Origin of the sequence: Streptomyces arenae (assembly GCF_022343545.1) — a bacterium.
Lineage (GTDB): Bacteria > Actinomycetota > Actinomycetes > Streptomycetales > Streptomycetaceae > Streptomyces > Streptomyces humi.
On sequence record NZ_JAKQYH010000071.1, the window covers coordinates 1 to 20,381 of the forward strand.

Sequence of the window (20,381 nt, forward strand, 5' to 3'; positions counted from 1 at the left end):
CACCCGCCGCGCCGGCCACGCGCGGGTCCAGCTCGGTCACGTCGGAGCCGTCGGTCGCGTAGGCGCGGCCGTGCGGGGAGGGCAGCGTGGTGCGGGCGCCCGGGCGGTCGCCGGGGGCCGGGCGCGAGGTCCTGTCGGACGAGGACAGGCGGGTGGAGCGGATCCTGCTGGAGCTGCGGCTGCGCGAGGGGGTGCCACTGGGGCTGCTGAAGGAGGCGGGCCTCGCGGCTTCGCGGCGGGCCCTCGGGGAGGGGCTGCTGGAGAGCGGTGCGTACGACGAGGGGCGGGCCGTGCTGACGCTGCGGGGACGGCTGCTGGCGGACGCGGTGGTCAGGGATCTGGTGGACTGATCACTTGGGCGGGTGAATCGGCCTGATCTCGAGGCGGCCGAGCGCGGCGCTCGGCCTGATCTCGGGGCGGCCGAGCGCGGCGCTCGGCCTGATCTCGAGGCGGCCGAGACCGGCGCTCGGCCTGATCTCGGGCCGGCCGAGACCGGTGCTCGGCCTGATCTCGGGGCGGCCGAGACCGGCGCTCGGCCTGCCCTCGTGGTGGCCGAGCGCGGCACCCGCCCCGGCCGGGAGGCCCTTCGGCGGTTCCGGTGCCGCCTGTGGGAACGTCAGGCCCCGCCGTTGCCCGTGACGAAGTCGATCAGTTCTTCCACGCGTCCCAGCAGTTCCGGTTCCAGGTCCTTGTAGGAGTTCACGCGCGCGAGGATCGCCTGCCACACCGCGCCCGTGTTGTCCGAGGGCCAGCCGAGTGCCTTGCAGACGCCCGTCTTCCAGTCCTGGCCGTGTGGGACGCGGGGCCAGGCGTCGATCCCCACGGACGACGGTTTCACCGCCTCCCAGATGTCGATGTACGGGTGGCCGACCACCAGCGCGTGGTCGCCGGTCACGGACCGCGCGATGCGCCACTCCTTGGTGCCCGGCACCAGGTGGTCCACCAGTACGCCGAGCCGGGCGTCCGGGCCCGGTGCGAAGTCGGCCACGATCGACGGCAGGTCGTCGACGCCTCCCAGGTACTCCACGACCACGCCCTCGATGCGCAGGTCGTCGCCCCACACCTTCTCGACGAGTTCCGCGTCGTGGCGGCCCTCCACGTAGATACGGCCGGCGCGGGCGACACGCGCGCGGGCGCCGGGGACCGCGACCGAGCCGGAGGCGGTGCGGGAGGGGCGTGCCGGGCCTGCGGACGCGGGCCGTACGAGGGTGACCACCCGGCCCTCCAGGAGGAAGCCGCGCGGCTCCAGCGGGAAGACCCGGTGTTTGCCGAAGCGGTCCTCCAGGGTGACCGTGCCCGCCTCGCAGCGGATCACCGCGCCGCAGAATCCGGTGCCGGGTTCCTCGACGACCAGGCCGGGTTCGGCGGCCACCTCGGGCACCGGCTTCGGCTTCTTCCAGGGCGGAGTCAGGTCGGGCGAGTACTGGCGCATTCGGATGACGATAGGAGAAGCGGATCCGGCGCGCCTACGACACGCCGAAACGTGCTGCCAGGGCGTCGCGCTGGGCCCGTACGAACGCGGCGTCCACCACCGCTCCGTGACCGGGTACGTACCGGGCGCGGTCGCCGCCGAGCGCCAGCAGCCGGTCCAGGGCGGCCGGCCACCGTGACGGTACGGCGTCGGGGCCGGCCTGCGGGTCGCCGGACTCCTCCACCAGGTCGCCGCAGAAGACCACCTCGGGGTCGCCGGGGACGAGGACCGCGAGGTCGTGGGCGGTGTGGCCGGGGCCCACGTTGGCGAGCAGGGCCTGGCGGCCGTCGCCGAGGTCGAGGGTCCACTCGCCGGAGACCAGGTGCCGGGGGAGGGGGAGGGCGTCGGCGGCCTCCTCCGCCTCGGGGGCTGGGAGGCCGTTGCGGACGGCGTCCAGGCGCAGGTCCTCACGGCCGTGGGCGAGGACGGTTTCCGTGCCGACCGCCGCGTACAGGTCCGTGCCCGCGAAGGCCGCCGCGCCGAGGACGTGATCGAAGTGGGGGTGGGTGAGCGCGAGATGGGTCACACGGCGGCCGGCGAGTGTCTGCGCCTCGGTGCGCAACCGCGCGCCCTCCGCGAGGCTCGATCCGGCGTCCACCATGAGGGCCGTGCCCGGCCTGAGAACCAGCCCCGCCGTGCAGTCCCAGCCGGGCAGCCGGCACCGGCCGACGCCCTCGGCCAGCCGCTCCCAGCCCAGCTCTTCCCAAGTCACCGTCATACCGCGACGCTAGCCGTAGCACGCGGCGGGTCCGTACCGTCCCCGTACCGACCTTGCCCAGTCAGTACCCGACGGCCGTACACTGGGCCGGGGACGCTGGCACTCGGGCTCGCAGAGTGCCAGACGAAAGACTCGAAAGACTCGAAGGGCCCGAAAGGCCACGGGGACGACTCTCTGGAGGTGTGGCGCGGATGCTGAGTGAACGCAGGCTCCAGGTGTTGCGCGCCATCGTCCAGGACTATGTCGGGACCGAGGAGCCGGTCGGGTCGAAGGCGCTGACCGAGCGGCACAACCTCGGCGTCTCGCCGGCGACGGTGCGCAACGACATGGCCGCCCTGGAGGACGAGGGGTACATCGCCCAGCCGCACACCAGTGCGGGGCGGATCCCCACCGACAAGGGCTACCGGCTGTTCGTGGACAAGCTGGCCGGTGTCAAACCGATGAGCGCGCCCGAGCGGCGGGCCATCCAGAACTTCCTCGACGGCGCCGTCGACCTCGACGACGTCGTGGCGCGGACGGTCCGGCTGCTGGCCCAGCTGACGCGGCAGGTGGCCGTGGTGCAGTACCCGTCGCTGACACGGTCGACCGTGCGGCACGTGGAACTGCTCGCGCTCGCCCCCGCGCGGCTGATGCTGGTGCTGATCACCGACACCGGGCGGGTCGAGCAGCGGCTGGTGGACTGCCCGGCGCCGTTCGGGGAGACGTCGCTGGCGGATCTGCGGGCGCGGCTGAACAGCCGGGTCGCGGGGCGCCGGTTCTCGGACGTGCCCAGGCTGGTGGAGGACCTGCCGGACGCCTTCGAGGCCGAGGACCGCGGCGCGGTCTCGGCGGTGCTCTCCACCCTGCTGGAGACGCTCGTCGAGGAGAACGAGGAGCGGCTGGTGATCGGCGGCACCGCCAATCTCACCCGCTTCGGGCATGACTTCCCCCTCATGATCCGGCCCGTCCTGGAGGCTCTGGAGGAGCATGTCGTCCTCCTCAAACTCATGGGCGAGGCAGGGGATTCGGGCATGACCGTACGCATCGGTCACGAGAACGCCCACGAGGGACTCAACTCCACGTCCGTGGTGTCGGTCGGTTACGGTTCGGGCGGCGAGGCACTCGCCAAGCTCGGCGTGGTCGGACCGACCCGCATGGATTACCCGGGAACGATGGGAGCGGTACGAGCGGTGGCACGGTACGTCGGACAGATCCTGGCGGAGTCGTAAGTGGCCACGGACTACTACGCCGTTCTCGGCGTGCGCCGCGACGCGTCGCAGGAAGAGATCAAGAAGGCCTTCCGTCGGCTCGCGCGCGAGCTGCACCCGGACGTCAACCCGGATCCGAAGACCCAGGAGCGGTTCAAGGAGATCAACGCCGCTTACGAGGTGCTCTCCGACCCGCAGAAGAAGCAGGTCTACGACCTCGGCGGGGATCCGCTGTCGCAGAGCGGCGGCGGGGGCGCGGGCGGCTTCGGCGCCGGCGGGTTCGGGAACTTCTCGGACATCATGGACGCGTTCTTCGGTACGGCGTCGCAGCGTGGGCCGAGGTCGCGGACGCGGCGCGGCCAGGACGCGATGATCCGGATCGAGGTGGAGCTCGACGAGGCGGCCTTCGGTACGACCAAGGACATCCAGGTCGACACGGCGGTCGTCTGCAACACCTGCAACGGTGAGGGCGCGGCGCCGGGCACCACCGCCCAGACGTGTGACATGTGCCGGGGCCGTGGTGAGGTCTCGCAGGTGACGCGGTCGTTCCTGGGCCAGGTCATGACGTCCCGGCCGTGTCCGCAGTGCCAGGGCTTCGGGACGGTCGTACCGACGCCGTGCCCCGAGTGCGCCGGTGACGGGCGGGTGCGGTCGCGGCGGACGCTGACCGTGAAGATCCCGGCGGGCGTCGACAACGGCACGCGGATCCAGCTCGCCGGTGAGGGCGAGGTCGGGCCCGGCGGCGGTCCCGCCGGTGACCTGTACGTCGAGATCCACGAGTTGCCGCACTCCACGTTCCAGCGGCGCGGTGACGACCTGCACTGCACGGTGACCATCCCGATGACGGCGGCTTCCCTCGGTACGAAGGTGCCGCTGGAGACGCTGGACGGGATGGAGGAGGTCGACATCAGGCCGGGCACCCAGTCGGGGCAGTCGATCCCGCTGCACGGGCGCGGGGTCACGCACCTGCGGGGCGGCGGCCGGGGCGACCTGATCGTGCACGTCGAGGTGACCACTCCCACGAAGCTCGACCCCGAGCAGGAGCGGTTGCTGCGGGAGCTGGCGAAGCTGCGCGGGGAGGAACGGCCGACGGGGCAGTTCCAGCCCGGTCAGCAGGGTCTGTTCAGCCGGTTGAAGGACGCGTTCAACGGGCGCTGACCGCGTTCGACGGGCGCTGGCCGCGCGCGACATTTCTGGCATGTGCCAAAGGGGCGGCCGATTCGGTCTTGTTCGGAGGACGTGACAACATGCCGTCATGTCCTCCGCACTGACCGATCTCTGCCGCTTTCCGATCGTGCAGGCCCCCATGGCGGGCGGGGTCTCCGTGCCGCAGCTCGCCGCCGCCGTGTCCGAGGCGGGCGCGCTGGGGTTCCTGGCCGCCGGGTACAAGACCGCCGACGGGATGTACCAGGAGATCAAGCAGATGCGGGGGCTGACCGGCCGTCCCTTCGGGGTCAACCTGTTCATGCCGCAGCCGGAGCACGCGGAGTCCGGGGCCGTGGACCTCTACGCGCACCAGCTGGCCGGTGAGGCCTCCTGGTACGGGACCGAGCTCGGTGATCCGGACAGCGGCCGGGACGACGGGTACGACGCCAAGCTGGCCGTGCTCCTCGACGACCCGGTGGCCGCGGTCTCCTTCCACTTCGGCGTGCCGACCCCCGAGGTGCTGGACTCGCTGCGCCGGGCCGGCACCTTCACCCTGGTCACCGCGACCACCGCGGAGGAGGCCCGCGCCGTCGAGCGGGCCGGCGCGGACGCGGTGATCGCGCAGGGCGTCGAGGCCGGCGGACACCAGGGCACCCACCGGGACGTCCCCGAGAACGACGGCGCCGGGATCGGGCTGCTCGCGCTGCTCGCGCAGATACGGGAGACCGTGAGCCTGCCGGTGGTGGCCGCGGGCGGGATCATGCGGGGCAGTCAGCTGGCCGCCGTGCTCGCGGCGGGGGCGACCGCGGCGCAGCTGGGCACGGCCTTCCTGGCCACCCCGGAGTCCGGCGCCGCCGGCCCGCACAAGCAGGCCCTGACCGATCCCCTGTTCGCCCGCACCGAGCTGACCCGGGCGTTCTCCGGGCGGCCCGCCCGCGGTCTCGTCAACCGTTTCCTGCGCGAGCACGGCCCGTACGCGCCCGCCGCCTACCCGGAGGTCCACCACCTCACCGCCCCGCTGCGCAAGGCCGCCGCCCGTGCCGGGGACGCCCAGGGCATGGCCCTGTGGGCCGGGCAGGGCCACCGGCTGGCCCGGGAACTGCCCGCGGCCCGGCTGGTGGAGACTCTGGTGGCAGAACTCGCGGCCGCTTCGACAGCGTTGTCCGCCAAGGAGGAGGGGCGATGACAGCTCCCGTGTTCGTCGTGGAGCAGCTGCCTGCCGCAAGCGGCGGCCAGTACGTGCTGGACGGCCCCGAGGGGCGGCACGCGGTCTCCGTGAAACGGCTCGAGGCCGGTGAGGAGGTCGTGCTCACCGACGGCGCCGGCCGCTACGCCGTGTGCGAGGTGATCGCCGCCGAGGGCAAGGACCGGCTGGTCGTGCACCTGGGCACGGTGGCCGAGGAGCCGGTGCCCGCGCCCCGGATCACCGTGGTGCAGGCACTGCCCAAGGGCGACCGCGGGGAGGTCGCCGTGGAGACCATGACCGAAGTCGGCGTCGACGGTGTGGTGCCCTGGCAGGCCGCCCGCTGCATCACCCAGTGGAAGGGCGACCGGGGGCTCAGGTCGCTCGCCAAGTGGCGGGCCACCGCCCGCGAGGCCGGGAAGCAGTCCCGCCGGGTGCGCTTCCCCGAGGTCGCGGACGCCGCGACCACCAAGCAGGTCGCGGCTCTGCTCGCCGGAGCGGACTTCGCCGCCGTGCTCCACTCGGACTTCGAGCACGACAGCGCGCCGCTCGCCACCGCCCACCTGCCCGCCGGGGGCGAGATCGTGCTGGTCGTCGGGCCCGAAGGGGGCGTCGCCCGGGACGAGTTGGCGTTGTTCGAGGAGGCGGGTGCGCGGGCGTACACCCTGGGGCCTACGGTGATGCGTACGTCGACGGCCGGCACCGTGGCGGCGGCCCTGCTGCTGGGCCGCACCGGCCGCTGGTCCTGACCCGCCCGACACCCGCACCGCACCCTGGGGGAACGCGCCGTGGAACTCGCCCAAGTCCGGCTCCTGGTCACCGACTTCGCCGCCTGCTACCGCTTCTACGCCGAAGTGCTCGGGCTCAGGCCGCAGTCGGGGACGGGCGAGGGACCGTACGAGAAGTTCAGTCCGCACGCCGGGTCCGCCGGGATCGCCCTTCAGGACCGGGCGATGATGGCCGAGATACTGGGCGAACTGGGCGACGTGGCCACCGGGCACCGTTCGCTGGTGGTGCTCCGCGTCGACGACCTCGACGCCTACTGCGAGCAGATCACCGGACGCGGCGCCGTCCTGGTGCACGGGCCCGAGCCCATGACGCAGCGGATGCGGGTCGCCCACCTCAAGGACCCGGAGGGCAACCTGGTGGAACTCCAGGAGTGGCTGCTGCTGCGCACCTGACGGGTGACGGTTCCGAACACGTGAGTGGCCGTAAGCCCTCTACCGCCACGGCCGGTACGGTGGCAGGCTGCCCTCCATGGGGGCATTGAGGCGGATTTGGCGCCGGCCGCTCGGCAGCAGCCGGCCGCTCGGCAGCAGGGCGGCGGCCGTGGCGGCGCTCGCGGTGGTCGCCGCCGGCGGCCTGGCCGGCTGCCGGCCCGGCGACCTGAACACCGCGACCGTCGCGTACACCACCGACCAGACGGCCACCGCCGAGCTGAAACGGCAGCACGTGGACGTCAGTTGGCTCACCTGCAACGGCAGCTACGGCTCGGCCGCCACGACCCGCTCGGCGGGCTCGTCGCAGAAGACGCCCTCGGCGACCGAGACCACCGTCGTCTCCGTCGACTGCAACGGCAGGACCAAGGACGGGCGGGCGATCACCGTCACCGGGCGGGTCACCAAGGCGGTCAGCGGGGCCTGTGTGCGCGGGAACCTGGTCGCGAAGGTCGGCGGCAAGGAGTGGTTCCGGGTGAACGGCCTCGGGAACTGCGACGCCACGCCCGGACCCGCGTACAGCACCTACCGGCCGCCCACCTACGGGCAGCAGCCCGGTCCCACCGTGACCGTGACGAGGACGATCTGGTGCGAGAGCGACCCCAGGTGCCGCCCCGTGCAGGGAAAGTGATCGAAATCGGCCGCCGCGCACGGGCCGTGGTGCATAGGCTGAGCGGGTGACTCAGGGTGCAGCGACAGGACCGCGGTCCTACCTCCGATTTCCCCACGTCCACGGCGATCTGATCGCCTTCACCGCCGAGGACGACGTGTGGCTCGCGCCCCTCGACGGCGGCCGGGCCTGGCGGGTCAGCGCCGACAACATGCCGGTGGCCCTGCCGCGGATCTCGCCCGACGGCACCACCGTCGCCTGGACGTCCACCCGCGACGGCGCGCCCGAGATCCACATCGCCCCCGTCGACGGCGGCCCCTCGACCCGCCTGACGCACTGGGGGAGTTCCCGTACCCAGGTGCGCGGCTGGACCGACGACGGACAGGTCCTCGCGATCACCACCCACGGCCAGTCCAGCCTCCGGCGCAGCTGGGCGCACACGGTCCCGCTCGACGGCGGCCCCTCCACCGTCCTGCCGTACGGCCCCGTCGGCCATGTCGCCCACGGCCCGGCCACCGTGCTGCTGTCCGCGCCGATGGGACGGGAGGCGGCCTGGTGGAAGCGGTACCGGGGCGGTACCGCCGGGAAGCTGTGGATCGACCGGGCCGGGGACGGCGAGTTCGTACGGCTGCACGAGGAACTCGACGGGAACCTGGAGTACCCCGGGTGGGTCGGCGACCGGATCTCGTTCCTCTCCGACCACGAGGGCACCGGAGCGCTGTACTCCTCCCTCGCCGACGGCTCCGACCTGCGCCGGCACACGCCGCTCGCCGGTTTCTACGCCCGGCACGCGGCGACCGACGGCACCCGGGTCGTCTACGCCTCGGCCGGTGAACTCTGGCTCCTGGACGACCTGGAGGGCGCCGAGCCGCGCCCGCTGGACGTCCGGCTCGGCGGGCAGCGGGTGGACCGGCAGCCGTACCCGGTCAACGCGGCCCGCTGGTTCGGCTCGGCCTCGCCCGACCACACCGCGCGCGGCAGCGCCGTCCTGGTGCGTGGCGGCGTGCACTGGGTGACCCACCGGTCCGGGCCGGCGCGCGCCCTCGCCGCCCGGCCCGGGGTGCGGGCCCGGCTGCCCGTCACCTTCCGCGCGGACGCGGAGGAATGGGTGGTGTGGGTGACGGACGCCGAGGGCGAGGACGCCCTGGAGTTCGCCCCCGCCACCGGCCTCGCCCCCGGCTCGACCCCGCGCCGGATCGCCGCCGGACAGCTCGGCCGGGTCCTGGACCTCGCCGTCGCCCCCGACGGCGGCCGGGTCGCGGTCGCCGCGCACGACGGACGGCTGCTCCTCGTGGAACGCGAGACGGGCGAGGTCCGCGAGGTCGACCGCAGCGAGGACGGCGACGTGTCGGGCCTCGCCTTCTCCCCGGACTCGGGCTGGCTGGCCTGGTCCCACCCCGGCGCCGGCGGCCTCTGCCAGCTCCGCGTCGCCCACACCACCGACCTCACCGTCACCGAGGCCACCCCCCTGCGGTTCCGGGACTACGACCCCGTCTTCACCCGCGACGGCAAACACCTCGCCTTCCTCTCCACCCGCTCCTTCGACCCGGTCTACGACGAGCACGTCTTCGACCTGGCGTTCGTGGTCGGCGACCGCCCGCACCTGATCACGCTCGCGGCCACCACCCCGTCGCCGTTCGGCCCGCAGCGCCACGGCCGCCCCTTCGAGACCCCCGACAAGGACGAGACCCCGGACGCCGAGGGCACCCCCGCCACCCGCGTCGACCTGGAGGGCCTCGCCGACCGGATCGTGCCGTTCCCCGTGGAGGCCGGCCGCTACTCCGGACTGCGCGCCGCCAAGGACGGTGTGCTGTGGCTGCGCCACCCGGTGCGCGGCGTGCTCGGCGCCTCCCGCGCCCACCCCGAGGACCCGGCGCCCAAGACCGAGCTGGAGCGCTACGACCTCGCCCAGCAGCGCATCGAGTACCTCGCCTCCGACGCCGACCACTTCGAGGTCAGCGGCGACGGCAAACGCGTCCTGCTGTGGGCCGACGGCAAGCTCAGGGTGGTACCCAGCGACCGCCGCGCCTCCGGCGACGACGACAGCGACAGCAACATCACCGTCGACCTGTCCCGGGTCCGGGGGACCGTCGACCCGGCCGCCGAGTGGCGGCAGATGTTCGACGAGACCGGCCGCATCATGCGCGACCAGTTCTGGCGGCCCGACCTCGGCGGCGTCGACTGGGCCGGCGTCCTCGACCGCTACCGTCCGCTCGTCGACCGGTGCGCCACCCACGACGACCTCGTCGACCTGCTCTGGGAGGTGCAGGGCGAACTCGGCACCTCGCACGCCTACGTCACCCCGCGCAGCGGCTACGGCGGCGGCGCCCGCCAGGGACTGCTCGGCGCCGACATCTCCCGTCACGAGGACGGCAGCTGGCGCATCGACCGGATCCTGCCCACCGAGACGTCCGACCCCGGCGCCCGCTCCCCGCTGGCGGCACCCGGCGCCGCGGTACGCCCCGGCGACGCGATCGTGGCCGTCGCCGGCCGGCCCGTCGACCCGGTGACCGGTCCCGGCCCGCTGCTCGTCGGCACCGCCGGCAAGGCGGTCGAGCTGACCGTGTCCCCGGCCGGCGGCGGCGACCTACGCCACCCCGTGGTGGTACCGGTCTCCGACGAGGAACCGCTGCGCTACCACGCCTGGGTCGCCGACCGCCGCGCCCACGTGCACGCGGCGTCCGGCGGCCGGCTCGGCTACCTCCACGTGCCCGACATGCAGGCGCCGGGCTGGGCCCAGATCCACCGCGACCTGAACGTGGAGATGGCCCGCGAGGGCATCGTCGTGGACGTCCGCGAGAACCGCGGCGGGCACACCTCGCAGCTCGTGGTGGAGAAACTGGCCCGCCGTATCGTCGGCTGGGACCTGCCGCGCGGCATGCGCCCGCTCAGCTACCCGAAGGACGCGCCCCGGGGCCCGGTGGTCGTCGTGGCGAACGAGTTCTCCGGTTCGGACGGCGACATCGTCAACGCGGCGATCAAGGCGCTGGGCATCGGCCCGGTGGTCGGCACCCGCACCTGGGGCGGCGTCATCGGCATCGACAGCCGCTACCGCCTGGTCGACGGCACGCTGGTCACCCAGCCGAAGTACGCGTTCTGGCTGGAGGGTTACGGCTGGGGCGTGGAGAACCACGGCGTCGACCCGGACGTGGAGGTCGTACAGACCCCGCAGGACTGGGGCGCGGGCCGGGACCCCCAACTGGACGAGGCGGTGCGGATAGCGCTGGAGGCGCTTGAGACGACTCCGGCCAAGGCTCCGCCGACGTTGCCGCTGTAGGAAGGGGCGCCGGGTCCCGTCCAGGGGCGCGGGGCTGCGTTTGATATGCGGCTCCGCCGCGGGGGCGCGATCAACCCCCACGCACCCGCGCCCGACGACGATACGATGCCCCCGAAACTGATCACCGGGCGAGGAGAAAACATGCCAGGGGAACCCCAGGACGACTGCCTCTTCTGCAAGATCGTCGCAGGTCACGTCCCCGCGACGATCGTCCGGGAGACGGACACCACCGTCGCCTTCCGGGACATCAACCCCCAGGCCCCCACCCACGTCCTGGTGATCCCCCGGGTCCACTACAAGAACGCGGCCGAACTCGCCGAGGGCGAACCCACGATCGCCGCCGACATACTGCGTGAGGCCCAGGCCGTCGCCGACGACGAGAAGCTGGAGAGCTACCGCATCGTCTTCAACACCGGCAGCGGCGCGGGCCAGACCGTCTGGCACACCCATGCCCACATCCTCGGCGGCCGCGGCCTCCAGTGGCCGCCCGGCTAGGCCACCGTGTCCGTACGTGAACTGGTGGTCCTCGGCACGGCCAGCCAGGTGCCCACCCGGCACCGCAACCACAACGGCTACCTGCTGCGGTGGGACGGCGAGGGCATCCTCTTCGACCCCGGCGAGGGCACCCAGCGGCAGATGCTGCGGGCCGGGGTCGCCGCGCACGACCTGAACCGGATCTGTGTCACCCACTTCCACGGCGACCACTCCCTCGGTCTCGCCGGCGTGATCCAGCGGATCAACCTCGACAAGGTCCCGCACCCGGTCACCGCGCACTACCCGAGGTCCGGGCAGCACTTCTTCGAGCGGCTCCGCCACGCCACCGCCTACCGCGAGACCGTCGGCATCACCGAGGTCCCCGTCGACGCGGACGGCGAGGTCGCCGCCACCCGGTCGTACACGCTCCAGGCCCGCCGGCTCTCCCACCCGGTGGAGTCCTACGGCTACCGGCTCGTCGAACCCGACAGCCGCCGCATGCTGCCCGGACTGCTCGCCGCGCACGGCATCAAGGGCCCCGACGTCGGCCGGATCCAGCGCGCGGGCGTCCTCGGGGACGTCACTCTGGAGGAGGTCAGTGAGGTGCGGCGCGGCCAGCGGTTCGCGTTCGTCATGGACACCCGGCTGTGCGAGGGCGTGCACGCCCTCGCGGCGGACTGCGACCTGCTCGTCATCGAGTCCACCTTCCTCGACGAGGACGCCCGGCTCGCCGAGGAACACGGCCACCTGACCGCCGGGCAGGCGGCGGCCGTCGCCCGGGACGCGGGCGTACGGCACCTGGTGCTGACCCACTTCAGCCAGCGCTATCCCGAACCCGCGAACCCCGAGGAGTTCGAACGGCAGGCACGGGCCGCCGGCTACGAGGGCGAGCTGACCGTCGCCCACGACCTGCTCCGAGTGCCGGTACCGAAGCGCAGGTGAAGCGGCCGTACGATGCTTTGATGCCCCTCCCGAAAGCAGAACTGCACCTCCACATCGAAGGCACCCTGGAGCCCGAGCTGGCGTTCATGCTGGCCGCGCGCAACGGCGTCGAGCTGCCCTACGCGGACAGCGAAGCGCTGCGCGAGGCCTACCAGTTCGAGGACCTGCAGTCCTTCCTGAACCTGTACTACGAGCTCATGGCCGTCCTGCGCACCGAGCGGGACTTCGACGACCTCGCCGACGCGTACCTCTCGCGGGCCGCCGCGCAGGGCGTGCGGCACGCCGAGATCTTCTTCGACCCGCAGGCGCACCTCGCGCGGGGCGTGGACATGGGGACGGTCGTCGAGGGCCTGTGGCGGGCGCTCGGCCGGAGCGCCGAGAACCACGGGATCTCCACCCGCCTGATCATGTGCTTCCTGCGGGACGAGTCCGCGGAGTCGGCGATGGCGACGCTGGAGGCGGCGAAGCCGTACCTCGACCGGATCACCGGTGTCGGACTGGACTCGGCCGAGGTCGGGAACCCGCCCGTCAAGTTCCGCGAGGTGTACGAGGCCGCCGCCGCACTCGGGCTGCGGCGGGTGGCGCACGCCGGTGAGGAGGGGCCGCCGGCCTACATCACCGAGGCGCTGGACCTGCTCGGTGTGGAACGCGTCGACCACGGGCTGCGTTGCATGGAGGACCCCGAACTGGTGGCGCGGCTGGTGCGGGAGCGGATCCCGCTGACCCTGTGCCCGCTGTCCAACGTGCGGCTGCGCGCGGTCGACGCGCTGGCCGAGCACCCGCTTCCGGCCATGATCGAGGCCGGGCTGCTGTGCACGGTCAACTCCGACGACCCGGCGTACTTCGGCGGGTACGTCGCCGACAACTACCACGCGGTGCGCGACACCCTGGGCCTGTCCCGGGAGCAGATGCGGGAGCTGGCCCGCAACTCCTTCCTGGCGTCCTTCCTGGAGGACGACGAGGAACTGCGGGCCCGCTACCTCGCCGAGGTCGACGCCTACGAGTTCGGCACCGGACCCGCGTAGGGTCCGCCGGGCGCTGTTCTAGGCCGCCACGTCCAGCCGGACCGTCGCCTCGCCGGCGTCGGTGAGCGCCGGGCCGGCCGCGACGGTGGTGGTCCTGCGCCGCAGCGCCACCGCCGTCAGCGGTACCGCGACCGCCAGCAGGCCCACCGCGAGGACCGCCCCCATCGCCGGGAAACCCGCCCGGGCCGCCAGCAGGCTGCCGGTCATCGGGCCGACGGCCGTCCCCAGCGACGACGCCGAGCCGACCAGGACGGCCCAGCGGCCCCGCGGGTCCAGGGCGGCGGCCAGGCCGATGACGTACGACAGGACCACCGGGTAGAGCAGGTTCCAGGCGATCTCGCCGGACGCGAACGTCGTCAGGTCGGTGGCGGACGCGCTCAGCGCGATACAGCCCGCGATCAGTACGGTGCCCAGGCCGATCGGCAGGGCCTGGCCGAGACGCGGGCCGAGCGCACCCGCGCCGACCACGCCCAGCAGGCCCAAGCCGAGCGCGACGGCGAACACCGCGCCGACGGTCGCCTCGCTCAGGTGCGCCTGGGACAGGCCGATCCGGCCGCTCACACCCCACAGCGAGTTCTGCGCGGCCGACCAGCAGGGCATCGCGGCGGCCAGCAGCAGACCCGACCGCAGGTGGGGCAGGCGTGGACCGGCGGTGACGGCGACGGTCCGGGCGGTACGGGAGGTGAGCCGCGCGGTGAGCGGCCAGACGGCGAGTGCGGTGAGCGCGATCGCGGCGAGGGGCTGCGCGTGGCCAGGACCGAGGTGCGGGACCGTCAGGTAGACGGCACCGGCCAGGGCGGAGACGGCGAGCAGGCCGAGGGTGGTGACGCGGTGCGGGTCCTTCTGGGCGGCGATCCCGGTGGCGGCGACGGCGGTGACCGTGCCGGAGCCGAAGCCGCCGACGAGCGCGCCGGCGACGACCGCGGGGACGTGGGGGGTGAGGGCGGCGCCGCCGTAGCCGAGGGCGGCGAGCAGCAGGCCGGTCCGGGCGAGGGCGCGGGGGCCGACGCGGTCCACGCGGGACGCCAGCAGGAAGCCGGCGGCCGCGGAGGCCAGGAGCAGGGCGCTGCCGATGGCGCCGGCCTCGGTGGGGGTGAGGGGGAGCCCCGAGTCGAGTCTGCCGACGGTGGTCGGCAGGAGGTACGGGGCGAGGTACCCGGCCGTGAAAAGGGCGACGAGGGGCCAGGGGGTGGTGCGGGGGGCGGACACGGGCGTTCCCAGGGCATGCGAAAGGAGCGGTGGAGAAAGGGGGTTGGGCGCAGGCCGTCGAGGGACAGGAACGCGCGGGCAATTTGTATCAAGCGAGGGGGGATCGAAGAAGCGCGGGGGGTGTGATGTGGGTCATGTTCTGTTTCGGGGGCGGGTGGTGGGGTAGGAGCGCCGCGCGCCGTGCGGGGACGGTGCGTTGGCGGGTGCGGGTTGGGTGTGGTTGCTCGCGCAGTTCCTCCCCCAGCCTTCGGCCGGGGGTACCCCCAGCGCCCCCTTCGGGGCGCTTTGTCAGCGCCAGTTGACTGTGCCGCCTGGTGTCGCTGACTCGATTCTTGTGCGGGTTTCCTGCATCACTTCGACGATCCTGGCCTCGTGTTCCGGGGTCAGGCGGGTCACCGGTACCGAGCAGCTGATGGCGTCCTGGGGTGGGGTGTCGTAGCGCAGGGCGAAGCCGAAGCCGGTGATGCCGGTGACGCCTTCCTCGCGGTCGACCGAGTAGCCGCGGGCGCGGACCCCGGCGAGGTCGGCGGCGAGGGCGGCCCGGGTCGTACGGGTGTGGGGGGTCAGGGACTCGTACGGGCCCTCGGGGAGGCCGGCGTCGGGGCGTTCCGCCAGCAGGGCCTTGCCGAGGGCGCCCGCGTGGGCCGGGAGCCGGCGGCCCACCCTGCTGATCGTGCGCAGGTACTCGTGGGACTCCCGGGTCGCCAGGTACGCCACGTCGCGGCCGTCAAGGCGGGCCAGGTGGATGGTCTCGCCGAGCGCCTCGGAGGCCTCGTCCAGATAGGGGCGGACCAGGCGGACGCGCGGGTCGGAGTCCAGGTAGCTGGTGCCGGTCAGCAGGGTGCGGATGCCGATGCCGTAGAGGGAACCGGTGCTGTCGGTGCGGACCCAGCCGCGTGCGATCAGGGTCTGCAGCAGCGCGTACATCGAGCTGCGCGGGACGCCGAGTTCGTCGGCGAGTTCCTGGAGGCGGGCCGGGCGGTCGGCGCGGGCCGCGAGCAGCTCCAGCAGCTCCACCGTGCGCGCCGCGGACTTCACCTCGCGGACGCCTGCTGTCTCGGACATGTGCAGATCGTAAGGGGGCGGGGCGGGGTGCGCCGTTGACGGGGGTGCGTTCGCATATCTAGTCTCTGTCTTCATACGTGTATGACGTCTACATGGGGAGATGGACGCGGTGGCCGGACAGCCGGAGAGCGTGGTGCGGGGGCTGCGGGACGGGATGGCGGGCGGGGTGCTGTCGTTCCCGCTCACCTCGTTCCACCCCGACGGGACCCTCGACGTGGAGGGGTTCCGGGAGTACGTCGCCGGGCAGCTGGCCGCCGGGCCCGGTGCCCTCTTCCCGGCCTGCGGCACCGGGGAGTTCTTCTCGCTGGACGAGGACGAGTACCGGCGGGTCGTGACCGTCGCGGTCGAGGAGGCCGCGGGGCGGATGCCGGTGGTCGCCGGCGTGGGGTACGGCTGGGCGCAGGCCGCCCGGTTCGCGCGCGTCGCCGAGGAGGCCGGCGCCGACGCCCTGCTCGTGCTGCCGCACTACCTCGTGGCCGCCCCGCAGGACGGACTGGTCGCGCAACTGGAGCGGCTGGCGGCCCTGACCCCGCTCCCGCTCGTCGCCTACCAGCGCGGCCAGGTCGCCTACACGGCGGCCTCGTTGACGCGGATCGCCCGGATCCCCGGCGTCATCGGGCTCAAGGACGGGCACAGCGACCTCGACCGGCTCCAGCGGCTCACCCTCGCCGCCCCGGACGGCTTCCTCTTCTTCAACGGCGCCGCCACCGCCGAGATCCAGGCCCGCGCCTACGCCACCGTCGGCGTCCCCGCCTACTCCTCCGCCGTGCACGCCTTCGCCCCCGAGATCGCCGGCGCCTTCTTCGCCGCCCTCCGCGACGGCGAGCACGGCACGGTCGACAAGCTGCTGCGCGACTTCTACGTGCCGTTCGTCGAACTCCGTGACCGGGTCCCCGGGTACGCCGTGTCACTCGTGAAGGCCGCGGCCCGGCTGCGCGGCCGGCCGGTGGGACCGGTGCGCGCCCCGCTCACCGACCCCTCGCCCGCCGACCTCGCCGACCTCGGGGCCCTGCTCGGCGCCGGACTCGACCTCGTAGGAGCCTCCCTGTGAACCTCACGATCACCGACGTCCGGCTCACCCCGGTCCTGGTCGCCGACCCGCCGCTGCTGAACACCCAGGGCGTCCACCAGCCGTACACGCCCCGCCTGATCGTGGAGGTGGAGACCGCGGACGGGGTGGTCGGCGTCGGCGAGACCTACGGCGACACCAAGTACCTGGAGCTGGCCCGGCCGTTCGCGGAGCGGCTGCGCGGGCGTCAGGCCGGCGACCTGAACGGGCTGTTCACCGTCGCCGACGAGGTCGCCGTGGACACGGCCCGGGTCTCCGGGCAGGTCGACGTCGGCGGGCTGCGCGGCGTGCAGACCGCCGACAAACTGCGGCTGTCCGTGGTCTCCGGCTTCGAGGTGGCCTGCCTGGACGCCCTCGGCAAGACCCTCGGCCTGCCCGTGCACGCCCTGCTCGGCGGCAAGGTCCGCGACTCGGTCGAGTACAGCGCCTACCTGTTCTACAAGTGGGCCGCGCATCCGGCGGGCCGGCCGGCCGAGACCGACGACTGGGGGGCCGCGCTCGACCCGGCGGGCGTCGTCGCACAGGCCCGCCGCCTCACCGAGCGCCACGGCTTCACCTCCTTCAAGCTCAAGGGCGGGGTCTTCCCGCCCGACGAGGAGATCGCGGCCGTACGGGCCCTCGCCGAGGCGTTCCCCGGCCACCCGCTGCGCCTGGACCCGAACGGCGCCTGGTCGGTGGAGACCTCGCTGAAGGTCGCGAAGGAACTCGGGGACGTCCTCGAGTACCTGGAGGACCCGGCGCTCGGCACCCCGGCGATGGCCGAGGTGGCCGCCGGCACGGACGTCCCGCTCGCCACCAACATGTGCGTGACGACGTTCGGCGAGATCCGGGAGGCGTTCACACGGGGCGCCGTCCAGGTCGTGCTCTCCGACCACCACTACTGGGGCGGGCTGCGCAACACCCAGCAACTCGCCGCCGTCTGCCGGACCTTCGGCGTCGGTGTCTCCATGCACTCCAACACCCACCTCGGGATCAGCCTCGCCGCGATGACCCACGTGGCCGCGACCGTCCCCGACCTGCACCACGCCTGCGACTCCCACTACCCCTGGCAAACCGAGGACGTCCTCACCGAACGCCTCACCTTCGACGCCGGCCGGGTCACCGTCTCCGACGCGCCCGGCCTGGGCGTCGAACTCGACCACGAGAAGGTACGACGGCTGCACCGGCGCTGGCTGGACGACGACGGGACGCTCCGCGACCGCGACGACGCAGCGGCGATGCGGGTGGCCGAACCGGGGTGGACGACACCGGCCGTGCCCCGCTGGTAGCGGCGCGGACCGGGGTGCTCGTTCGGGCGCGCGTACGACGAGGACGGCCGCCGCTCCCGTGACATGGTGCACACTGGCCGGATCCGCACCACGTCAGGGAGCGCACCGTGACCGCGTCCAACGCGTTCGCCGGAGAGGAACCGGAGTACCTCGACGACGACAGGGGAGCAACAGCACCGCACTGCGCCGCACAGGTCGACCCGCTGGCCGGCCTGCGCACGCCCGGCGACCCGCCCTGGGACGTCTACCTCACCGGCACCGTCTTCCTCGACATCATCTTCACCGGCCTGGGCTCCGCCCCGGTCCGGGGCACCGAGTCCTGGGCCCGGGGGATGGGTTCCAGCCCCGGCGGCATCGCCAACATGGCCACCGCCCTCGCCCGCCTCGGCCTGAAGACGTCCCTCGCGGCGGCCTTCGGCGACGACCACTACGGCGAGTACTGCTGGAACACGCTCGCCCAGGGCGAGGGCATCGACCTCTCGCCGTCCCGCACGGTGCGCGGCTGGCACTCGCCGGTGACGGTCTCCATGGCCTACGAGGGGGAGCGGACCATGGTCTCCCACGGGCACGAGCCGCCCGCCGACACCCTGTTCCGGCAGCAGAACGCACCCGGCCACCCCGCGCACGCGCGTGCCGCGGTCGCCTCCCTCACGCCCGGCAAACGCAACCCGTGGATCGCCCGTGCCGCCGCCGAGGGCACCCGCATCTTCGGCGACGTGGGCTGGGACGACACCGGGGAGTGGGACCTGGGCGCGCTCGCCGACCTCGAACACTGCGAGGCGTTCCTGCCGAACGCGGAGGAGGCGATGCGGTACACCGGCGCCGACTGCCCGCGGGCCGCCGCGCACGCCCTCACCGCGTACGTGCCCCTCGCGGTCGTCACCCTCGGCGCGGAGGGCGCGTACGCCGTCGACGGCCGTACCGGCGAGTCCGCGCAGGTCCCGGCGATCGCCGTGGAGGCCCTCGACCCGACCGGCGCGGGCGATGTCTTCGTCGCCGGGTTCGTCACCGGCACGCTGGCCGACTGGCCGCTCGCCGACCGCCTCGCCTTCGCGGGCCTCACGGCGGCGCTGTCCGTCCAGGAGTTCGGCGGTTCCCTGTCCGCGCCGGGCTGGTCGGAGATCGGGGCGTGGTGGCGGAAGGTCCAGTCGGTGGCAGGGCAGGACCCGGCGGCGCTGCGGCGGTACGCGTTCCTGGAGGGCCTGGTGCCCGAGGAGGACCAGGTACGGCCCTGGCCCCTCCGAAGAGCGGTACCGACGATCGGCTTCGGCGGAACGGGGTGAGCGGGGCCGGGTGCGGGTGCGGGTGAGCGGGGGCGGGGTTTCACTTACCGGCGCTGGCAGGGTGCCGCCGCGCCCACCCGTGCCGCCCCCAGCGGCACGCATGCCCGCGGCTACGACGACTGGAAAGCGACCGCGGCTACGCGAACCGCAGAGGCACCGCGGCGACGGCAACTGAAAAGGCACCCCGGCACGCGGCTACGCGGACTGGGGAGGCACCGCGGCCACGGCGACTGAGAAGGTGCTGCGGTACGGCTGCCGGCAGCTACGGGGGCTGAAAGGTGGGGCGGGTGGGACGGGCCCCGTCAGGGGCGCGGGGAACTGCGCGGGCGGCCCCCACCCGCCCGCAGCCGAGTGACGACCTTGCCGCCCCTGCCTACTCTCCCCGCACCCTGGAGACCTGCTCGCGCACCAGCTGCCGCCCCGCCTCCGACACCCCCGACAGTTCACCGGCGAACAGTTCCTCCAACCCGCCCCCGTCGGCCCCCACACTCCCCCCGCTCACCGCGTACCCCTCGCGCACCGCCACCCGCAGCACACCCTCCGTGTCCAGCGCCGCCGCCACGATGCTCGGCACCTCCCCGCCCGCCGGGTCCGGCACCTTCGCGTACGCCCCGGCCACCGGCTCCCGCCAGCGCAGCGCCAGCAGCACCGGCGACTTCGCCACCACCTCCGCCAGCTCCACCTCGTACACCCCGTCCGCGGTGAGCACGTCGGCCCGCGCGTCCAGCACCATCGCGGCCGGCAGCAGGTCCCGCAGGCTGGACCCGGCGATGTTCCCACCGACCGTCGCCGCCCGGCGCACCGCCCCCGTCCCGACCCCCTTCGCCGCCTGCCGCAGCACCCGCGGAACCCGGTCGTCCACCTGGCCCAGCAGCACCGCGCCGCCCAGCACCCCGCCCCCGACCGCCGTCGCCTCCGGCACCTTCCGCAGGGACACCGCCTGTTCCGGGAAGCCGTCCCGTTGCCACGCGGCCCACACGAGGGTCGCACCGCCGACGGGTATCGCCCCCTCCGCCAGGCACTCCCGGGCCTCGGACACCGACGTGGGCAGACGCAGCTGCACGGCTCCCTGCTTTCTTGAGAACACTGGAGAACACCGAAGAACACGCCAGAACGCTGAAGAACACCGAAGGGATCTGTCAGGACATACGGACGGCCGTTCGGATTCTGCCCTGGGGGGCCGGAGCGCATGCAGGGCTCATCGCGGCAACGGGGGCGCCCTTCCCGGCGAAAAGGC

General features: G+C 73.5%; 18 protein-coding genes and 2 pseudogenes. 14 read left to right on the forward strand and 6 right to left on the reverse strand.

The annotated features are described in order from the left end of the window. Positions 1-103: pseudogene (locus tag MB828_RS34015) on the reverse strand (serine hydrolase); the annotation flags it as partial. Here MB828_RS34015 and MB828_RS34020 point away from each other — a divergent pair. Beyond that, positions 96-350: pseudogene (locus tag MB828_RS34020) on the forward strand (radical SAM family heme chaperone HemW); the annotation flags it as partial. The pseudogenes MB828_RS34015 and MB828_RS34020 overlap by 8 nt on opposite strands. A gap of 266 nt (positions 351-616) precedes the next feature. Here the strand turns inward: MB828_RS34020 and MB828_RS34025 are convergent. Next, complete coding sequence (locus MB828_RS34025) at positions 617-1,432, reverse strand: DUF3097 domain-containing protein (RefSeq protein ID WP_301651545.1); 816 nt, start codon at positions 1,430-1,432, stop codon at positions 617-619. Between the two features lie 34 nt (positions 1,433-1,466). Next, the gene (locus tag MB828_RS34030; RefSeq protein ID WP_301651546.1) at positions 1,467-2,189 is read right to left on the reverse strand and encodes an MBL fold metallo-hydrolase; all 723 of its coding nucleotides are present in this window, start codon (positions 2,187-2,189) and stop codon (positions 1,467-1,469) included. Positions 2,190-2,380: 191 nt separating this feature from the next. On the opposite strand from MB828_RS34030, the gene hrcA reads away from it, so the two are divergent. From hrcA to MB828_RS34080, 10 genes are all read left to right on the forward strand, one after another. Next, on the forward strand, positions 2,381-3,397 hold the full coding sequence (gene hrcA, locus MB828_RS34035) for a heat-inducible transcriptional repressor HrcA (protein WP_046733195.1): 1,017 nt from the start codon (positions 2,381-2,383) through the stop codon (positions 3,395-3,397). After that, positions 3,398-4,534 (forward strand): molecular chaperone DnaJ, encoded by a 1,137-nt coding sequence (gene dnaJ / locus MB828_RS34040; RefSeq protein WP_133021964.1) that lies wholly within the window; start codon positions 3,398-3,400, stop codon positions 4,532-4,534. It begins immediately after the preceding gene. Positions 4,535-4,631: 97 nt separating this feature from the next. Then, the gene (locus tag MB828_RS34045) at positions 4,632-5,708 is read left to right on the forward strand and encodes a nitronate monooxygenase (protein WP_301651547.1); all 1,077 of its coding nucleotides are present in this window, start codon (positions 4,632-4,634) and stop codon (positions 5,706-5,708) included. Continuing rightward, a complete protein-coding gene (locus tag MB828_RS34050; protein WP_301651548.1) occupies positions 5,705-6,454 on the forward strand; it encodes a 16S rRNA (uracil(1498)-N(3))-methyltransferase in 750 nt (249 codons plus the stop codon). Before MB828_RS34045 ends, MB828_RS34050 begins: the two co-directional genes overlap by 4 nt. Positions 6,455-6,493: 39 nt before the next feature. Next, on the forward strand, positions 6,494-6,886 hold the full coding sequence (locus MB828_RS34055) for a VOC family protein (protein WP_301651549.1): 393 nt from the start codon (positions 6,494-6,496) through the stop codon (positions 6,884-6,886). Positions 6,887-6,962: 76 nt separating this feature from the next. Further along, positions 6,963-7,553, forward strand: coding sequence for a hypothetical protein (locus tag MB828_RS34060; protein WP_301651550.1), 591 nt, complete (start codon positions 6,963-6,965; stop codon positions 7,551-7,553). 46 nt (positions 7,554-7,599) lie between these two features. Further along, positions 7,600-10,809 (forward strand): S41 family peptidase, encoded by a 3,210-nt coding sequence (locus MB828_RS34065; protein WP_301651551.1) that lies wholly within the window; start codon positions 7,600-7,602, stop codon positions 10,807-10,809. A gap of 141 nt (positions 10,810-10,950) precedes the next feature. After that, complete coding sequence (locus MB828_RS34070) at positions 10,951-11,304, forward strand: histidine triad nucleotide-binding protein (protein WP_133021969.1); 354 nt, start codon at positions 10,951-10,953, stop codon at positions 11,302-11,304. Between the two features lie 6 nt (positions 11,305-11,310). Then, positions 11,311-12,225 (forward strand): ribonuclease Z, encoded by a 915-nt coding sequence (locus MB828_RS34075; RefSeq protein ID WP_301651552.1) that lies wholly within the window; start codon positions 11,311-11,313, stop codon positions 12,223-12,225. A 20-nt stretch (positions 12,226-12,245) separates the two neighbouring features. Next, on the forward strand, positions 12,246-13,250 hold the full coding sequence (locus MB828_RS34080; protein WP_301651553.1) for an adenosine deaminase: 1,005 nt from the start codon (positions 12,246-12,248) through the stop codon (positions 13,248-13,250). A gap of 18 nt (positions 13,251-13,268) precedes the next feature. Here the strand turns inward: MB828_RS34080 and MB828_RS34085 are convergent, their stop codons facing one another. Both MB828_RS34085 and MB828_RS34090 read right to left on the reverse strand, forming a co-directional pair. Continuing rightward, a complete protein-coding gene (locus MB828_RS34085) occupies positions 13,269-14,459 on the reverse strand; it encodes an MFS transporter (protein WP_301651554.1) in 1,191 nt (396 codons plus the stop codon). A gap of 288 nt (positions 14,460-14,747) precedes the next feature. Then, positions 14,748-15,524 carry an IclR family transcriptional regulator gene (locus MB828_RS34090; protein WP_301651555.1) on the reverse strand — a complete coding sequence of 259 codons (777 nt, stop codon included), beginning with the start codon at positions 15,522-15,524 and terminating at the stop codon, positions 14,748-14,750. A gap of 154 nt (positions 15,525-15,678) precedes the next feature. On the opposite strand from MB828_RS34090, the gene MB828_RS34095 reads away from it, so the two are divergent. The 3 genes from MB828_RS34095 to MB828_RS34105 all read left to right on the forward strand — a co-directional run bounded on the left by MB828_RS34095 (position 15,679) and on the right by MB828_RS34105 (position 19,144). After that, a complete protein-coding gene (locus MB828_RS34095; RefSeq protein WP_430381471.1) occupies positions 15,679-16,575 on the forward strand; it encodes a 5-dehydro-4-deoxyglucarate dehydratase in 897 nt (298 codons plus the stop codon). After that, a complete protein-coding gene (locus tag MB828_RS34100; RefSeq protein WP_301651557.1) occupies positions 16,572-17,861 on the forward strand; it encodes a glucarate dehydratase family protein in 1,290 nt (429 codons plus the stop codon). Before MB828_RS34095 ends, MB828_RS34100 begins: the two co-directional genes overlap by 4 nt. 107 nt (positions 17,862-17,968) lie before the next feature. After that, positions 17,969-19,144, forward strand: coding sequence for a carbohydrate kinase family protein (locus tag MB828_RS34105; protein ID WP_430381469.1), 1,176 nt, complete (start codon positions 17,969-17,971; stop codon positions 19,142-19,144). Positions 19,145-19,517: 373 nt separating this feature from the next. On the opposite strand, the gene MB828_RS34110 is transcribed toward MB828_RS34105, so the two are convergent. After that, entirely contained in the window at positions 19,518-20,207 is a 690-nt protein-coding gene (locus MB828_RS34110; protein ID WP_301651558.1) for an FAD binding domain-containing protein, read from the reverse strand. Positions 20,208-20,381: the final 174 nt, after the last annotated feature.